This is a genomic window from Nonomuraea sp. N2-4H (assembly GCF_045291505.1).
Classification (GTDB): domain Bacteria; phylum Actinomycetota; class Actinomycetes; order Streptosporangiales; family Streptosporangiaceae; genus Nonomuraea; species Nonomuraea fastidiosa.
On the sequence record NZ_CP147987.1, the window covers coordinates 3647747 to 3661816 of the forward strand.

The following is a 14070-nucleotide window of genomic DNA, read 5'->3' on the forward strand; positions in this document are numbered from 1 at the left end:
CGCCCCTCGGAGGCGGTACGCGACCGAACGACTGCCGCCGCTGCTCGATCAACCGACGTGACACATCGTGTAGAGCCCCGCCATGTCCGTATTGATATCCGCGATCACCTGATTGGGGTCGCCACCGGTCATGCCGGTCAGGCGGAAGTTGAGTTCCTGGAACTCAGCGGCCAGCCGCCTGATCGTCGCCGCCACAGGTTCCTCCGCACGGAGACCCGCCCCCATCAGTTCCTGGTACGCCTGTTGAGCCGCGGCCGCCTGACCGCTGCGGCCGGTCCCGGCGTTCCTGCGATATCCGGCCAAGGCCGCCTCCGCCTGGTCGCAGCCGTCGGGCCGGACGGATGCCGGCGTCGGCTCGGCACTTCGCACCTCGTGCGAACGAGGTGACGGCGTAGGTGCAGCAGGCTCGGGCGTCGGGTCATCAGTCGGTGGACCCTCCTGTGTTGGAGGAGATTGAGGGACTTCTTCCGAAGGAGATGGAGTCGGGGTCGGACTCTCGATCACGGTGACGCCCGGGATCGGAGTCGGGGCGGAGGTCCCAGATGTCACCGACGGCCTCAGGTAGGCGACGAGCGCGACCAGAGCCGCAAGCGAACCCGCGATCGCACTCACCGCCGTCCAATTGAAACGCGACCCCACTCCCCCACCACCCGTCCCCGCCGTCCCGCTGTCAGCCATGCGCTCATCGTGGCCGACGCGCCGAACCCGGTCCAGGACGTCACCCACAGCCGTTCTTGATCTACCGGAGATGCCTGCCCAGCGGCGACATTCGAATGCCTCAAAGCTCGCGGAGGATGACAAATCAACCCGCGCCCTAGCGACCATATCTACAGCCAGCAAAAAGGAGCGACGCACGATGAACCGCGATGCGCCGCCGGGCGCCCATGTCCGGATATATACGGATTTACAAGCGGCGAGGTCATGGCGGGAGTTTGGGCGCTGCGTGCGGGCCTGCTAAGGTCCGAAACTGCATCACGGGTGCTGCTCATAACAAGTACGCATGCCATGCGGACGAATGTTGTCGAAGCGTGACATCTTAGGATTTTGTGGCGGGCGAGACGACCGGTCTGGAAGAGGCCCTCAGTCGCGTGGTGCGGCTGGCGGGCGATCATATCGGCGCGCTCGACTCCACGTTGCGCCACATGGCGGCCCACGCCTGGGTCGGCGGCGGCGCGGCCCCTTTCACCCAAGCCACCCAGGACCAGCGCACCCGGCTTCAGCGGGCCTTCGAAACCGCGGCAGCGCAGATCGTCGAGCGCATCCGGGCCCAGGGCGGAAACGCCACCGCTCCATCACTGGCGACCGCGCTTCCGGTCAGCACGTCGACACGCGGCGGCTTCTCGGGGATGGACGTGGGAGTGATGACCCGCATGGTGGCCGACCTGGAGCGCGCCGGACACGACCTGCCCGCCGCAGGAAGCCGGCTCTCCGCAGCGTTGGGCTCGGTTTGCGTCAGCCCCGTACCCGCCCAACAAGTCGCGGCTGTGGGCACCTGGGCAACAGGGCAGGCAGCCGACCTGCGCAGGCGGCTGACCGTGCTCCAGCAGCGCCCCGACGGTGCCTTGGCGAACGCGGCCCTGCTCGGCTTCGGGCTGTTCGGCGGGTTCGCACCCGATCCGGACGGCGTCGGCGGCCTCCTCGCCGCCGCCGCGAACGGCGACACCGCGGCGCTGAAAAAGGTGGTGGAGGCACAGAACACCGGCAAGGACCCCACCCTCGCCGCCCGCGTCCACGCCTGGTGGCAGATGCTCGACCCGGCCGCTCGCCAACGCCTCATCGACGCCGAGCCCCGGCTGGTCGGCTCACTCAACGGCGTACCCGCCGCCACCCGCGACAGCGCGAACCGCGCCTATCTCGGCATGCGTAAGAGCGTGATCAACAAGCAGTTAGCGGAACTGCGCGAGATGGCAGAAAACATGAAGGGAGGGGCACGGCAGACTCAGCTACTCTTCGAAATAGATGCGCTGGAGGAGGAACTCCGCAAGATCGCGGCCGTCGAAAGGAGCCTGGCGATGGGCGGAATCGAGGGTCGCCCGCCGGCCCTTCTGCTCCAGGTCGATTTGGCCGGGCTCGGTAAGGCGGCCATTTCGTTCGGCGACCCCGACAAGGCGGACTCAGTGGTCACCTCCGTACCGGGCACGGGCAGCACATTGGAGGGGATCGGCGGTGACGCAAATCGCGCCGCAATGCTGTGGGACCAGTCCAACAGCTCCTCTCCTGACACAAAAGTCGCTTCGATCATTTGGCTTGGCTATAAGGCACCGCAACTCGACGCCAGCGTTCTCTGGGCCGACTCGTCAGTGGCATCGCCCAAGCTCGCCGAAGACGGAGCGGGTCCACTGGCAGGTTTCCTCGACGGTTTGCACGCAACACACCAGCCGACCGGAACGCCTCGCTTCACCGTTCTGGGCCACAGCTATGGCAGCGTGGTGACCGGTATAGCCGCCCAGTCGAGGAAAGGAAGATTCGCCGATCAACTCATTCTGCTGGGAAGCCCTGGCACTATGGCGGCAAAGGCCAGCGATCTCGGGGTGAAGCATGTGTGGGTAGGCGAGTCGCCGCAAGACCCTATCGCCGATCTTGGCCATCTTGGAATGAGCGGCGGACGGCACCCGATCTCGGGCATCCTGCATCCCTGGCTTCCGAACGGCGAAGGCCCTTTCGGGACCGACCCCAGCAACATCGCCTTCGGCGCGAACCGCTTTGTCGTCGACCCTACGCCTGCCGGGTGGACCGGCTACAGCCTTGACGCTCACTCCGGCTACTGGGCTCGGGGTTCATCCTCTTTACTGAACATGGGGCACATTATCACCGGCAGGTACCAGGACGTGGATAAACTGCCGACACCGCGCTCACGCTCTGCTCAGGATCCGGTGCCCCGGTCATCACCCACTTCGCAGTCCTCATCCACATCGCCGGGAGACTGAATGTTCCGCACCGTCCGGTTGATTCTGGTTATCGCGGCAGTGATTAGCATCGCCGGATGCGAACCCGGCGGAACTCTTGGAGGACGCATGAACTCGTCGGCCGACGAGCCAACGATCACCAAGTCGCAGGCGCTCACTCGCATCGAGCAATTGATCAACGGAACCGTCGGAGTGATTCGTCCTAAGCCTCGACTGGAGCTTTATAGGCCCAGCCTCATTGACGGTGTTTGCGACAATCCATTGGGCCCCGGCTTTGAGGACCCGATAGAAGTCAGCCGCGAGTACCACCTGGAAGGACTACCCAAAGACGAGAACGCCCTTAGAAGAGTGGTCGCCGACGTCAAGGCGTACTGGCAAAAAGAGGGGCACAATATCACGGCTGAGCACGAAAACGGACTACAACTGTTCGGGCACTCCCGCCCCGACGACTTCCTCATCACCATCGGTCGAGTAGCCGACAACGTGCTCACCCTCACCGCCACCTCGACCTGCCTCTGGCCCAACGGCACCCCCGAGCCATCCCCTACAACCACACCCTGACGCATCCGCTCGATGGCTCCATCGAAGCTGAGCCCGTTCGTCAGGCAGTGCGATGAATTAGCCGCCTCGCCGCGTATCCGCAGCGCAGCGGGCCCGCCCGCCAGTCCTCATTCGCCTCGGCGACGCTTCTCCAGCGCAGCGCGAGTTCCGCGGGTTCCTCGTCGCCGTCCTCTTCCTCCGGGTCGCATGGGTCTATGACGGTGACGAGCCGGCCGTACTCGGTGTGGACGATCTGAGCATCCCCGTTCGCGTTCCGGGACACGCTCGTAGCCCGGCCGTCGCGCGACAGCCCGGCCGGCAACGGCAGGCGGGAACTTTGGAACCCGTTCGGCTCCGGGACGAGGGTCCCTGGGCCCCAGCTTTCCCGCGTAAGCGGCCCCGTGGTTTCAGGGCGCGCGGCGTAGGCCGCCGTGACCGTCTCGAAGATGGTGCGGTGAGCGATCGTGTCAGGCAGTCCGCCGATCCGGAGCAGCGCATCCTCGGCTTCCGGGCCGTCGCACCACGTCAGGTATGAGAGGTGGGGCATAACTGCCGGTCATCAGAGATCTCGGCCACTCCGCATCTTGGGATCGGCAAGTGTGCGAACCCGGCATGGAGTGTTGCGTCAACAGCCCGCTGAACACGTGCCCCGATGCCGGGCTTTGGTCGGGCTGACATACTGGCGGGCGTGTTCGATCGGGGTGTGATGCGGGTGGTGGCGGCGGCCGTCGTTGATCAGGGGCGGCTGCTCGTCGTCAGCAAGAAGGCCGCGCCGGGGACGTTCTACCTGCCCGGCGGGAAGCCGGAGGCCGGGGAGAGTCCGGAGGAGACCCTGGTGCGGGAGCTGAAGGAGGAGCTCGGCGTCGCGCCGCGCGATCCGGAGCTGTTCTGCGAGGTCGAGGACGTGGCCGCGCTCGAGGGTGTGCCGATGCGCATGACAGTGTTCACGGCCGCGCTCGCCGGACGCCCTGAGCCTGCCGCCGAGCTCGCCGCGCTGGGATGGACCGATGGGCGTGACGGCTATGAGGCTCGGCTGGCTCCGGCGGTTCGCCATCACGTGGTTCCGCGGCTGATCGAAGCCGGAGCCCTTCGCCCCGCCCCATGAGACCCCACTCCGGGCAGGCGGCCTCTCAGCCAGCCGGTGAGGTGAGGAGTTCGCGGGCCAAGGTTTCGGCCCACCATTGTTCGACGCGGTCCGGGAACCAGCCGCGCTCCACGGTGAGCGTGGTGTAGACGTCGATGTTGCACAGGGCCGCGTAGATGTCGGTGGCGGTGCGGACGTCCAGGCCCGGGCGGAGGGTGCCGTCCGGCCAGGAGGAGAAGACCGTCAGGCGGGTCTCGTCGGCGCGGGCACGGCTGTCGCGGTAGAGAGCGGCGAGCTCGGGCTCGGTGCGGGTGGCTTCGCGCAGCGGCACGATGACGTCTCCGGCCTGCTCGAACAGCCGCCGGTCGAAGGCCGCCATCGCGGCGAGCTGGCGTCCGGGGGTCGCCTCCGGTGCCTCCAGCTCGGCGAGCTGGCGCGAGAGGTCGGCGGACAGGCCGGCGGCGTCCGCCAGCGCCCGGGTCAGCCCCGTCTTGTTGCCGTACACCGAATAGACCGTCGGCACCGAGACCCCGGCCTCGCGTGCGACGTCGCGTACGGTCGACGCACCCCAGCCGCGCGCGACGAAGAGGCGGCGCGCGGCGCGGGCTATCTCGGCGCGGGTCTCCATCGCCTGCGCCGTGCGGCGCAGCGAATCGTAGCGGCGGCGCGCCGGAGGCAGGGAGCGCGCGGCGAAAGCGCAGCAGAGGCGGGGAGCGCTGTGCGAACGCGCGGCGACGGGTGGAACCGTCGGCGATGGGACGGGCCGGCGGGGCGACCCGTCCCATCGACCAGGCACGGACGGTCGGCGCGACGGGCGGTCAGACCAGGGAGCGGACCGAGCCGGGAGCGCAGGAGGAAGAGGAGGTGGCGTGGAGGCGGTCGGCGAGGGAGTCGGCGATCTCGCCCACGCGTACAGCGGTGTTGGAGAGCAGGGTCGAGGTCAGGCCGTGGGTGTGCTCGCTGGCCCCCTGGACGTAGATGCCGCAGCGCAGCTCGGGTGAGGTGGCGATGCGGTAGTCGCGGCCGAGGCGCACACCGCCACCCGGGAGGCGCTCGCACAGGCGGCCGGTCTCGCCGAGGAGGGTGAGCGGGTCGGTGGGGCGGTAGCCGGTGGCGTAGACGAGGACGTCGGCGTCCAGCAGGGTGCGCTCGCCGGTGGGCAGGAACTGGACGGCGACGCGCAGGCCGTCGTCGTCGCGCGAGACGTCGGTGAGGCGGGAGGCGTTGAAGATGCGCAGGCGTTCCTTGCCCTGCACCTTCTCCTGGTAGTGGCGGCGGTAGAGCTCGTCGATCAGCTCCAGGTCCACGACGGAGTAGTTGGTGGAGGCGTGGTACGCCCGCAGGCGCTCCTTCACGTCGTCGGGGGCGGCGTAGAAGTGGTCGACGGCGGCGGTGTCGAAGATGCGGTTGGCGAAGGAGCTGTCGTCGGCGGGGGTGTAGCCGTACTTGGCGAAGACGGCGCAGACCTCGGCGGCGGGGAACGCCGCGTGCAGGTGGCCGGCCACCTCGGCGGCGCTCTGCCCGGCCCCGACGACCACGAACCTGCGGGGGTCGCGCAGCGCGGGCAGCTTGTCGAGGAGCTCTTCGCTGTGCCAGACGCGCTCGTCGCTCACCACGCCGTCGGGCAGGACGGGTTCGAGTCCGGCGGCGAGCACGAGGTTGCGGGCGCGGCGGGTGACGAGGGTGCCGTCGCCCTGGCGGGCCACCACGTCGAGGAACTCGATGGCGCCGTCCACATGCACCGGGGTGACGCCGACGACTTCGGAGGAGTATTCCACCTGGCCGGTGAAGCGCGCGGCGGCCCATTCGAGGTAGTCGTGGAACTCCAGCCGGGACGGGAACATCGTCTTGTGGTTGATGAAGTCGAGCAACCGCCCCTTTTCCCGCAGGTAGCACAGGAAGCTGAACTCGCTGGCCGGGTTCCGCATCGTGACCAGGTCCTTCAGGAACGACACCTGCATCGTGGCGCCTTCGAGGAGCATGCCGCGATGCCAGCCGAAGGCGGGCTGTTTCTCCAGGAACACCGCGTCGGCTCCGTCACCGTGACGCTCTTTCAGCGCGATGGCCAGGGCCAGATTGGAGGGCCCGAAGCCGATGCCGATGAGGTCATGGACGTGCTGCTCCGAGGAGGACATGGAGGCCTTTCTGACGACCGGACCGGGGATGGAGACGAGGCCCAAATTAGGTTAGCCTTGCCTAATTAAGGTCACCCTAACCGAAGCGGTTCCTCTCGACAAGGAGACACCATGCGGGTCGTGATGTTCGGCTACCAGACCTGGGGGCATCGCACGCTCCAGGCGCTTCTGGACTCCGAGCACGAGGTCGTGCTCGTGGTCACACACCCCAGGAGCGAGCACGCGTACGAGAGGATCTGGAACGACTCGGTGGCCGAGCTGGCCGAGGCCCACGGTGTGCCGGTGCTGCTGCGCAACCGGCCGGACGACGAGGAATTGATGTCCCGGCTCAAGGAGGCCGACCCCGACCTCATCGTCGCCAACAACTGGCGCACCTGGATCCCGCCGGAGATCTTCAACCTGCCCCGTCACGGCACGCTCAACGTGCACGACTCGCTGCTGCCGAAATACGCCGGCTTCTCCCCGCTGATCTGGGCGCTGATCAACGGCGAGAAGGAGGTGGGGGTGACCGCCCACATGATGAACGAGGAGCTGGACGCCGGTGACATCGTGGTGCAGCGCGCGGTGCCGGTGGGCCCGAAGGACACGGCCACGGACCTGTTCCACCGCACCGTGGACCTGATCGGCCCGATCGTCACCGAGGCGCTCGACCTCATCGGCTCCGGAACGGCCGTCTTCACCCCGCAGGACCGCTCGCAGGCGAGTTTCTTCCACAAGCGTTCGATCGAGGACGGCAACATCGACTGGACCTGGCCCGCCGAGGACATCGAGCGGCTGGTCCGCGCCCAGTCCGACCCGTATCCCAACGCCTTCACCTACTACAAGGGCGAGCGGATCAGGGTGACCAAGGCGTCGGTGTCGCGCGGCTTCTACGGCGGCACGCCGGGGCGGATCTTCATCCGTGAGGGTGACGGCGTGGTCATCGTGGCGGGCGCGGAAGCGCGCAAGGGGCGCTCTCACGGTCTGGTGATCGAGCAGGTACGTACGGAGGACGGCGCCGAGCTGCCCGCCACCGAGCTGTTCCGCAGCATGGGCGGTTACCTCACCCGCCGGCCCTAGACCCGGCGGCCCGGAACCCGGCACCCCAGGCCCCGGCAGTCCTGGCCCTGAAGCCCTCGACACGGCCAACGATCACCCGAGCGTCCAGGCGACGTCCCGCAGCAGGGCGCCCCGCCAGCCCGCCCGGTCGTGGCCCGAGGGCGAGCGCGACACCCGCACGGCGGCTCCGGCCTGCTCGGTGAGGCGTTCGACGCGTTCGCAGTGCGGGAGCATGCGGCGCTCGTGCTCCCCCACGTCGAAGGCGACGCGCAGGCCGGACAGGTCGGGGCGGTCCCGCTCCAGGCGGGCGGCGATGGCGCCGCCTGGCAGGCCGTCGAGCGGGTCAGTGCGGTCTTCCGCCCCGGGCGCCCACCAGAAGGAGCCCGACTGGCAGGCGACCCCGGCCAGCAGGCCGGGGAACTCCAGCGCCGCGTACAGGGCGCTGAGCCCGCCGAGGCTCTGCCCGGCGGCCACGAGCCGGCCGAGGTCGGCGGGCACGCCGCCGCCGACGATCAGCGGCAGCAGTTCGTCGCGGACGGCCCGCCACAGCTCGGGGCGGCAGGCGTACTCGTGCTCGCGGTCGCGCGCGGGCAGGAAGACGAGCGTGACGGGCGGCACCGCGCCATCGGCCACGGCCGCGTCGAAGGCGGTCATGGCCGGGTGCAGATACAGCCAGTCGTCGCCGTCGAGCAGCAGCACGAGGGGCCCGCCACCGCCCGCCGGATGCACGCGCACGGTGCGCCGCCCGCCGAGCAGCGCGCTGGTCCAGCGCAGGCGGATTTCGGGGAGCGGCAGCACGTCGTCGGGGCCGATGGCGGGCCAGTACGGCTGCCCGGGCACGTCGGGGGTGGCCGCGATGGACCGTTCGCCGCCCGCGCCGACGGGGTTGAGCGGGTCGGCGTGCGCGCCGTCGCCGGTGAGGATCCGGTACGTCACCCGCAGCCGCGCGGGCATGGCGACCTCGGCGTACCAGCAGTCGGTCTCGCCCCAGCGGGCCAGCGGCACCGGCTCCGGCAGGCTCTCGAAGGAGAGGGTGGCCGGGCCGCCGCGCCACAGGAAGAGCGTCATCCAGCCGCCGCCGTCCGGCGCGCTGACGGGCGAGCGCGCCGCCTGCCAGAACTGCTCGGTGCCGGGTTCGCCGGTGAGCCCGTACCGGGCGAAGGTCTCTCCCATGCGCGCGTCCCTTCCCATCGACCGCGAACTAAGGATAGCTTTACCTAAGTCCGATCTTCCCAGCACGAAGGAACTGCCGACGTCGCCATGAGCACGACTGCGATGAAACGTGCCCGCCGGCGGCGGGTTCTCGGCGCGGGCGGGCTCGCGCTGGTCCTGGTGGTCGCGGCGGGCGCGTCGCTGGCCGTCGGGGCCCGCGCGCTCAGCCTCGGCGAGGTCTGGCAGGGCCTGTTCGGAGCGGCGGGCGGCGATCAGCGGCTCACCGAGATCGCGCTCATCGTGCAGACCGTACGGGTGCCGAGGACCGTGCTCGCGATCGCGGCCGGCATCGCGCTGGGCGTGGGCGGGGCGCTGATCCAGGGCTACACCCGCAACCCGATCGCCGACACGGGCCTGCTCGGGGTGAACGCGGGCGCCTCGTTCGCGGTGGTCACCGTGATCATCCTGTTCGGGCTGGCGAACCCGTACCAGTACGTGTGGTTCGCGTTCCTGGGCGCGGCGGCGGCCGGGACGGTGGTGTTCGGGCTGGCCAGCCTCGGCCAGGGCGCGGGCAGCCCGCTGACGCTGGCGCTGGCCGGGCAGGGCATCGCGGTGTTCCTGGCCGCGATGACGACGGCGATCGCGCTGACCGACCAGACCTCGCTGAACGCCCTGCGGTTCTGGAACGCGGGCGGCGTGGCCGGTGTGGGCTTCGACGTGATCTGGCCGGTCGTCGCGTTCATCGGGGCGGGGCTGGTGCTGGCGGCGACCACGCTGCCCGCCATCAACCTGCTCAACCTGGGCGACGACGTGGCCCGTGCGATGGGCGTGAACATCGCGCGGAACAGGACGGTGGGCGTCGTCGCCATCACCGTGCTGGCGGGGGCGGCGACGGCGGCCTGCGGGCCGATCGCGTTCCTGGGGCTCATGGTGGCTCACATCGCCCGGTACGTGACCGGGCCCGACTATCGCTGGCTGGTACCGTTCGCCGGGCTGCTCGGCGCCGTCGTCCTGCTGGCCTGCGACATCCTGGGGCGCGTGGTGACGCGGCCCGGCGAGTCGCCGGCGGGCGTCGTCGTCGCCCTGGCCGGCGCCCCGTTCTTCGCGGCGCTCGTGTGGCGCGGAAGGTTCAGGAAAACGTGATCGGGACCCTGGTTCGAGGCGTGCGGGGCGTCCGGGTCGGCCGCGCGTCGTTCGTGTGGCGGCCGTGGATGGTGTGCGTGACCCTGCTGCTCGCGGCGGCGGCGTTCCTGGTGTTCTGCCTGTCGATCGCGCTCGGCGACTTCCCCATCGCGCTGCCGCAGGTGGTGGCGACGCTGTTCGGGCAGGGCGAGCGGGTGGACGAGTTCGTGGTCTTGGAGCTGCGGATGCCGCGCGCGCTGGCCGGGCTGGTGGTCGGGGTGGTGCTGGGCGTGTCGGGGGCGATCACGCAGTCCATCGCGCGCAACCCGCTGGCCAGTCCCGACGTGCTGGGCATCACCGGCGGCGCGAGCATGGTCGCGGTGTTCCTGGTGACGGTGACGGGCGGGGCCGCGTCGGCGATCGCCGGCACGGTCGGCCTGCCCGCGGCGGCGCTGACCGGCGGCCTGGGCACCGGCCTGCTGGTGTATCTGCTGGCCTGGCGGCGCGGCATCGACGGCTTGCGGCTGATCCTCATCGGCATCTCGGTGAGCGCCGTGGCGGAGGCGATCACGGTGTGGCTGCTCGCCACGGCCGACATCCGCGACGTGGCCAGGGCCCAGGCGTGGCTGGTCGGGTCGCTGGACTCGCGCACCTGGGAGGAGGTGTGGCCGGCGCTGTGGTGCGGGCTGGCGCTGCTCGCCGTGGTGGCGTACGTGGCCTTCCACCTCAAACCGCTGCATTTCGGCGACGAGGTGGCGACCGGGCTGGGCGTGCGGTTCTCGATGGTGCGCGGCGTGCTGCTGCTGTGCGCGGTGCTGCTCGCCGGGGTGGCGGTGAGCGCGGCGGGGCCGGTGCCGTTCGTGGCGCTGGTGGCGCCGCAGGTGGCGATGCGGCTCACCCGGTACGCGACGCCGCCGCTGGTGGCCTCGGGTCTGACGGGCGCGCTGCTGCTGATCGGCGCCGACCTGGTGGCGCGCACGGCGCTGCCGGTGGCGCTGCCCGTCGGCGTGGTGACGGCGGCGATCGGCGGCCCGTTCCTGGTGTACGTCCTGGTGCGGGCCAACCTCAGGAGAACCAGAGGTCGCTAGAAAGTTAGGTTAGCCTTGCCTAACTAGTTCGTGTTACGGTTTGCCTGCCCCACGTCGGTGGTGCAGCCACAGCACGACAGCAAAGGGACTTGCGGATGCTCTCCCCTCGATCCACAGTTGCGAAGACCCTGCGGCGGTTGACGGTGGTGTTGTCCGCCGCGGCCCTGCTCGCGGGGTGCGGGTCCGGAGCCGCGGAGCAGCCGGACGCGACCACCGGCGCGAGCGCCGCCGCCGGCTCGGGCGGCGCGTTCCCCGTCACGGTGGAGCACGCCTTCGGCACCACGGAGATCACCAAGGCCCCCGAGCGGGTCGTCTCCGTGGGTTACACCGACGACCAGGCCGTCCTGGCGTTCGGCATCAAGCCGGTCGGCATGGTGGACCAGTACCCGAACCCGCCGGGCACGACGCCCGACATCAACACCCAGTGGCCCTGGGTGAAGGACAAGTGGGGCGACACCCGGCCCGAGGTCGTCATGACCAACGGCGACTCGGGCCCCAACTACGAGAAGATCGCCGCGCTGCGGCCGGATCTGATCGTCGCGGTCTACTCGGAGATCGACCAGGCGGCCTACGACCGGCTGTCCAAGATCGCGCCGGTGGTCGCCCGTACCAAGGCCGAGAAGGAGCCGTTCAGCGCTCCCTGGCAGGACAACGCGCTGCACATCGCCAAGGCGCTCGGCAAGGCCGAGGAGGGCGCGAAGATGGTCGCGGAGATCGACGCCAAGCTCAAGGCGGCGCGCGACGCGCACCCCGAGTGGGCCGGGAAGACCGCGGTGGCGCTGTCCTGGTACAAGAACTCGGTCGCGCCCTTCACCACCACCGACGTGCGCGGCCGGCTGGTGACGGGCATCGGCTTCAAGGGCCGGCCGGAGATCGACGAGATCGCGGGCGGCAGCTTCTACACGGTGCTGTCCCCCGAGCGCATCGACCTGGTGGACGTCGATCACATCTTCGTCATCGCCGACCAGGCCGACCAGGACGCGCTGAAGAAGTTCAAGCTGTTCGCCAACCTGCCCGCGGTCAAGAACGGCAACGTCTCGTACCTGCTCGACAGCGAGGGCCCGGCGATCGGCGCGGCCATGTCGCAGAGCACGCTGCTGTCGCTGCCGTACGCGATCGACGAGCTCGTCAAGTCGGTGGAGTCGTGACAAGGACGCATTCCCGCGAAGCTTCGGCGGTCCTGGTGTGAGCACCGGGACCGAGACCGCCCTCGCCATCCTGCGCACGGCGAGCGCGCGCGAGGCGGCCAGGTGGGTCGTGGCGCACTGCCGCGACACGCCGTGGCTGACCGCCGCGACCGCCGTGACCACGGTGGCGGGGGCGGCGCTGCAGGTGCTGCCGGTGTTCCTGCTCGGCCAGGTGGTGGACGGCGTGATCGCCGGGAAGCCGCACGACCTGCTGGTCACGATCGGGGTGCTGCTGGCGCTCGCCCTGCTGCTCGGCACGGTGGCCGCCGCTGCGTCGTCGTACCTGATCGGGCGGCTCGGCGCGGACCTGCTCGCCCGGCTGCGCGAGGGCGCGGTGCGGGCGGTGCTGGGCCTGCCGAGCGCCAGGATCGAGCAGGTCGGGCACGGTGACGTGCTGTCGCGGGTGGGTGACGACGTGGCCGTGGTGTCCAAGGGCATCCGCACGGCGATCCCCACCCTGTTCTCTGCGGCGGTGCTGGTCGTCATCGCCACGGCCGGCATGTTCGGCCTGGACTGGCGGCTGGGGCTGGCCGGCGCGGGGGCGCTGCCCGCGTACGCGCTGGCGCTGCGCTGGTACCTGCCCCGCTCCGCGCCGCTCTACCGCCGGCAGCGCGAGGCGCAGGCCGACCGGGCGCAGGCGCTCATCAGCGGGCTGAACGGCATCGGCACCGTGCGGGCCTACCGCCTCGAACCGCTGTTCCGCGAGCGGGTGGCCCGCGAGTCGTGGCGGGTGCGGAACCTCGGCATCCAGGTGTTCCGGCTCTTCGGCCGGTTCGTCGGCCGGGAGAACCGCGCCGAGTTCATCGGGCTCACCCTGATCATCGTCGCCGGGTACGTGCTGCTGGAGACCGGCCAGATCACGCTGGGCGAGGCGTCGGTCGCGCCGCTGCTGTTCCACCGGCTGTTCAACCCGCTCGGCTCGATCATGTTCACCTTCGACGAGGCGCAGAAGTCGGGCGCGAGCCTGGCCCGGCTGGTCGGGGTGCTGAGCGAGGCCACCCAGGAACGCCTGGCGGGCGCCCCTGACATCGCCCCTGCGGGCCCCGGCCCGCAGGCGGTGACGGTGGAGGGGCTGACGTTCGGCTATCCCGGCTCCGACCGGCCGGTGCTGCGCGATGTGAACCTGACGATCCCGGCCGGGCGCTCGCTCGCGCTGGTCGGGGCCACGGGCGCGGGCAAGACGACGCTGGCGGCGCTCATCGCCGGCATCGGCACCCCGCAGGCCGGCGGTGCGCATCGGCTCGACCTCGATCTCCGACCTGGACGAGGCGGACGCGCGGGCACTGGTGAGCATCCTCACACAGGAGACGCACGTGTTCTCCGGCACGCTCGCCGACGACCTGCGGCTGGCCGCGCCGGAGGCGAGCGACGCCGAGCTGATGGACGCGCTGCGCACGGTGGGCGCGGAGCCGTGGGTGTCGGCGCTGCCCGACGGCCTGGACACGCTGGTCGGCGAGGGCGGCGAGCGGCTCGACGGCACCAAGGCGGCGCAGCTCGCGCTGGCCCGGCTGGTGCTGGGGCGGGCGCCGGTGGTGGTGCTGGACGAGTCGACCGCGGAGGCGGGCAGCCAGGGAGCCGCCGAGCTGGAGCGCGCGGTGCTGGCCGCGTGCCGGGGGCGTACGGCGCTGTTCGTGGCGCACCGGCTGACGCAGGCGATGACCGCCGACCGCATCGCGGTGCTGGAGGCGGGGCGGGTGGTCGAGGAGGGCACCCACGAGGAGCTGGTGGCCGCGGACGGCCGGTACGCGCGGCTCTGGCGGGCCTGGCGCGAGTCTGGTTAGCCGATCATTGTTAGGTTAGGCTTACCTTACTTACGAA

The 14070-nt window shown here is 70.3% G+C and carries 13 protein-coding genes; 8 read left to right on the plus strand and 5 right to left on the minus strand.

Annotated features, from left to right (window positions below):
• Nucleotides 1-48: 48 nt before the first annotated feature.
• Nucleotides 49-303, minus strand: a complete 255-nt coding sequence (locus WBK31_RS17005) for a hypothetical protein (RefSeq protein ID WP_406675201.1) — start codon at nucleotides 301-303, stop codon at nucleotides 49-51.
• Nucleotides 304-1046: 743 nt separating this feature from the next.
• Between WBK31_RS17005 and WBK31_RS17010 the strand changes: the two genes are divergently transcribed.
• Nucleotides 1047-2927 (plus strand): alpha/beta hydrolase, encoded by a 1881-nt coding sequence (locus tag WBK31_RS17010; protein WP_364052034.1) that lies wholly within the window; start codon nucleotides 1047-1049, stop codon nucleotides 2925-2927.
• The gene (locus WBK31_RS17015; protein WP_364052037.1) at nucleotides 2928-3467 is read left to right on the plus strand and encodes a hypothetical protein; all 540 of its coding nucleotides are present in this window, start codon (nucleotides 2928-2930) and stop codon (nucleotides 3465-3467) included.
• A gap of 40 nt (nucleotides 3468-3507) precedes the next feature.
• On the opposite strand, the gene WBK31_RS17020 is transcribed toward WBK31_RS17015, so the two are convergent.
• A complete protein-coding gene (locus WBK31_RS17020; RefSeq protein ID WP_364052040.1) occupies nucleotides 3508-3993 on the minus strand; it encodes a hypothetical protein in 486 nt (161 codons plus the stop codon).
• A 159-nt stretch (nucleotides 3994-4152) separates the two neighbouring features.
• Here WBK31_RS17020 and WBK31_RS17025 point away from each other — a divergent pair, with 159 nt between their 5' ends.
• Entirely contained in the window at nucleotides 4153-4551 is a 399-nt protein-coding gene (locus WBK31_RS17025; protein ID WP_406675505.1) for an NUDIX domain-containing protein, read from the plus strand.
• Nucleotides 4552-4576: 25 nt separating this feature from the next.
• On the opposite strand, the gene WBK31_RS17030 is transcribed toward WBK31_RS17025, so the two are convergent.
• Nucleotides 4577-5158, minus strand: coding sequence for a TetR/AcrR family transcriptional regulator (locus WBK31_RS17030; RefSeq protein ID WP_406675202.1), 582 nt, complete (start codon nucleotides 5156-5158; stop codon nucleotides 4577-4579).
• Between the two features lie 190 nt (nucleotides 5159-5348).
• Nucleotides 5349-6665 carry a lysine N(6)-hydroxylase/L-ornithine N(5)-oxygenase family protein gene (locus WBK31_RS17035; protein ID WP_364052046.1) on the minus strand — a complete coding sequence of 439 codons (1317 nt, stop codon included), beginning with the start codon at nucleotides 6663-6665 and terminating at the stop codon, nucleotides 5349-5351.
• Nucleotides 6666-6776: 111 nt separating this feature from the next.
• On the opposite strand from WBK31_RS17035, the gene WBK31_RS17040 reads away from it, so the two are divergent.
• Nucleotides 6777-7724, plus strand: coding sequence for a methionyl-tRNA formyltransferase (locus WBK31_RS17040; protein WP_364052049.1), 948 nt, complete (start codon nucleotides 6777-6779; stop codon nucleotides 7722-7724).
• Nucleotides 7725-7796: 72 nt separating this feature from the next.
• On the opposite strand, the gene WBK31_RS17045 is transcribed toward WBK31_RS17040, so the two are convergent.
• Nucleotides 7797-8876 (minus strand): alpha/beta hydrolase-fold protein, encoded by a 1080-nt coding sequence (locus WBK31_RS17045; RefSeq protein ID WP_406675203.1) that lies wholly within the window; start codon nucleotides 8874-8876, stop codon nucleotides 7797-7799.
• A 102-nt stretch (nucleotides 8877-8978) separates the two neighbouring features.
• Between WBK31_RS17045 and WBK31_RS17050 the strand changes: the two genes are divergently transcribed.
• The 4 genes from WBK31_RS17050 to WBK31_RS17065 all read left to right on the plus strand — a co-directional run bounded on the left by WBK31_RS17050 (nucleotide 8979) and on the right by WBK31_RS17065 (nucleotide 14047).
• Nucleotides 8979-9998 carry a FecCD family ABC transporter permease gene (locus tag WBK31_RS17050; RefSeq protein WP_406675204.1) on the plus strand — a complete coding sequence of 340 codons (1020 nt, stop codon included), beginning with the start codon at nucleotides 8979-8981 and terminating at the stop codon, nucleotides 9996-9998.
• The gene (locus tag WBK31_RS17055) at nucleotides 9995-11065 is read left to right on the plus strand and encodes an iron chelate uptake ABC transporter family permease subunit (protein ID WP_364052058.1); all 1071 of its coding nucleotides are present in this window, start codon (nucleotides 9995-9997) and stop codon (nucleotides 11063-11065) included. Before WBK31_RS17050 ends, WBK31_RS17055 begins: the two co-directional genes overlap by 4 nt.
• A 143-nt stretch (nucleotides 11066-11208) precedes the next feature.
• Complete coding sequence (locus WBK31_RS17060; protein WP_364057417.1) at nucleotides 11209-12213, plus strand: iron-siderophore ABC transporter substrate-binding protein; 1005 nt, start codon at nucleotides 11209-11211, stop codon at nucleotides 12211-12213.
• A gap of 37 nt (nucleotides 12214-12250) precedes the next feature.
• Nucleotides 12251-14047, plus strand: coding sequence for an ABC transporter transmembrane domain-containing protein (locus tag WBK31_RS17065; protein WP_406675205.1), 1797 nt, complete (start codon nucleotides 12251-12253; stop codon nucleotides 14045-14047).
• Nucleotides 14048-14070 lie beyond the last annotated feature (23 nt).

Bases quoted from the DNA above. Each gene is read 5' to 3' on its own strand.
- WBK31_RS17015 (WP_364052037.1), top strand. From the start codon at position 2,928: ATGTTCCGCACCGTCCGGTTGATTCTGGTTATCGCGGCAGTGATTAGC.
- WBK31_RS17020 (WP_364052040.1), bottom strand. From the start codon at position 3,993: ATGCCCCACCTCTCATACCTGACGTGGTGCGACGGCCCGGAAGCCGAG.
- WBK31_RS17025 (WP_406675505.1), top strand. From the start codon at position 4,153: ATGCGGGTGGTGGCGGCGGCCGTCGTTGATCAGGGGCGGCTGCTCGTC.
- WBK31_RS17030 (WP_406675202.1), bottom strand. From the start codon at position 5,158: ATGGAGACCCGCGCCGAGATAGCCCGCGCCGCGCGCCGCCTCTTCGTC.
- WBK31_RS17035 (WP_364052046.1), bottom strand. From the start codon at position 6,665: ATGTCCTCCTCGGAGCAGCACGTCCATGACCTCATCGGCATCGGCTTC.
- WBK31_RS17040 (WP_364052049.1), top strand. From the start codon at position 6,777: ATGCGGGTCGTGATGTTCGGCTACCAGACCTGGGGGCATCGCACGCTC.
- WBK31_RS17045 (WP_406675203.1), bottom strand. From the start codon at position 8,876: ATGGGAGAGACCTTCGCCCGGTACGGGCTCACCGGCGAACCCGGCACC.
- WBK31_RS17050 (WP_406675204.1), top strand. From the start codon at position 8,979: ATGAAACGTGCCCGCCGGCGGCGGGTTCTCGGCGCGGGCGGGCTCGCG.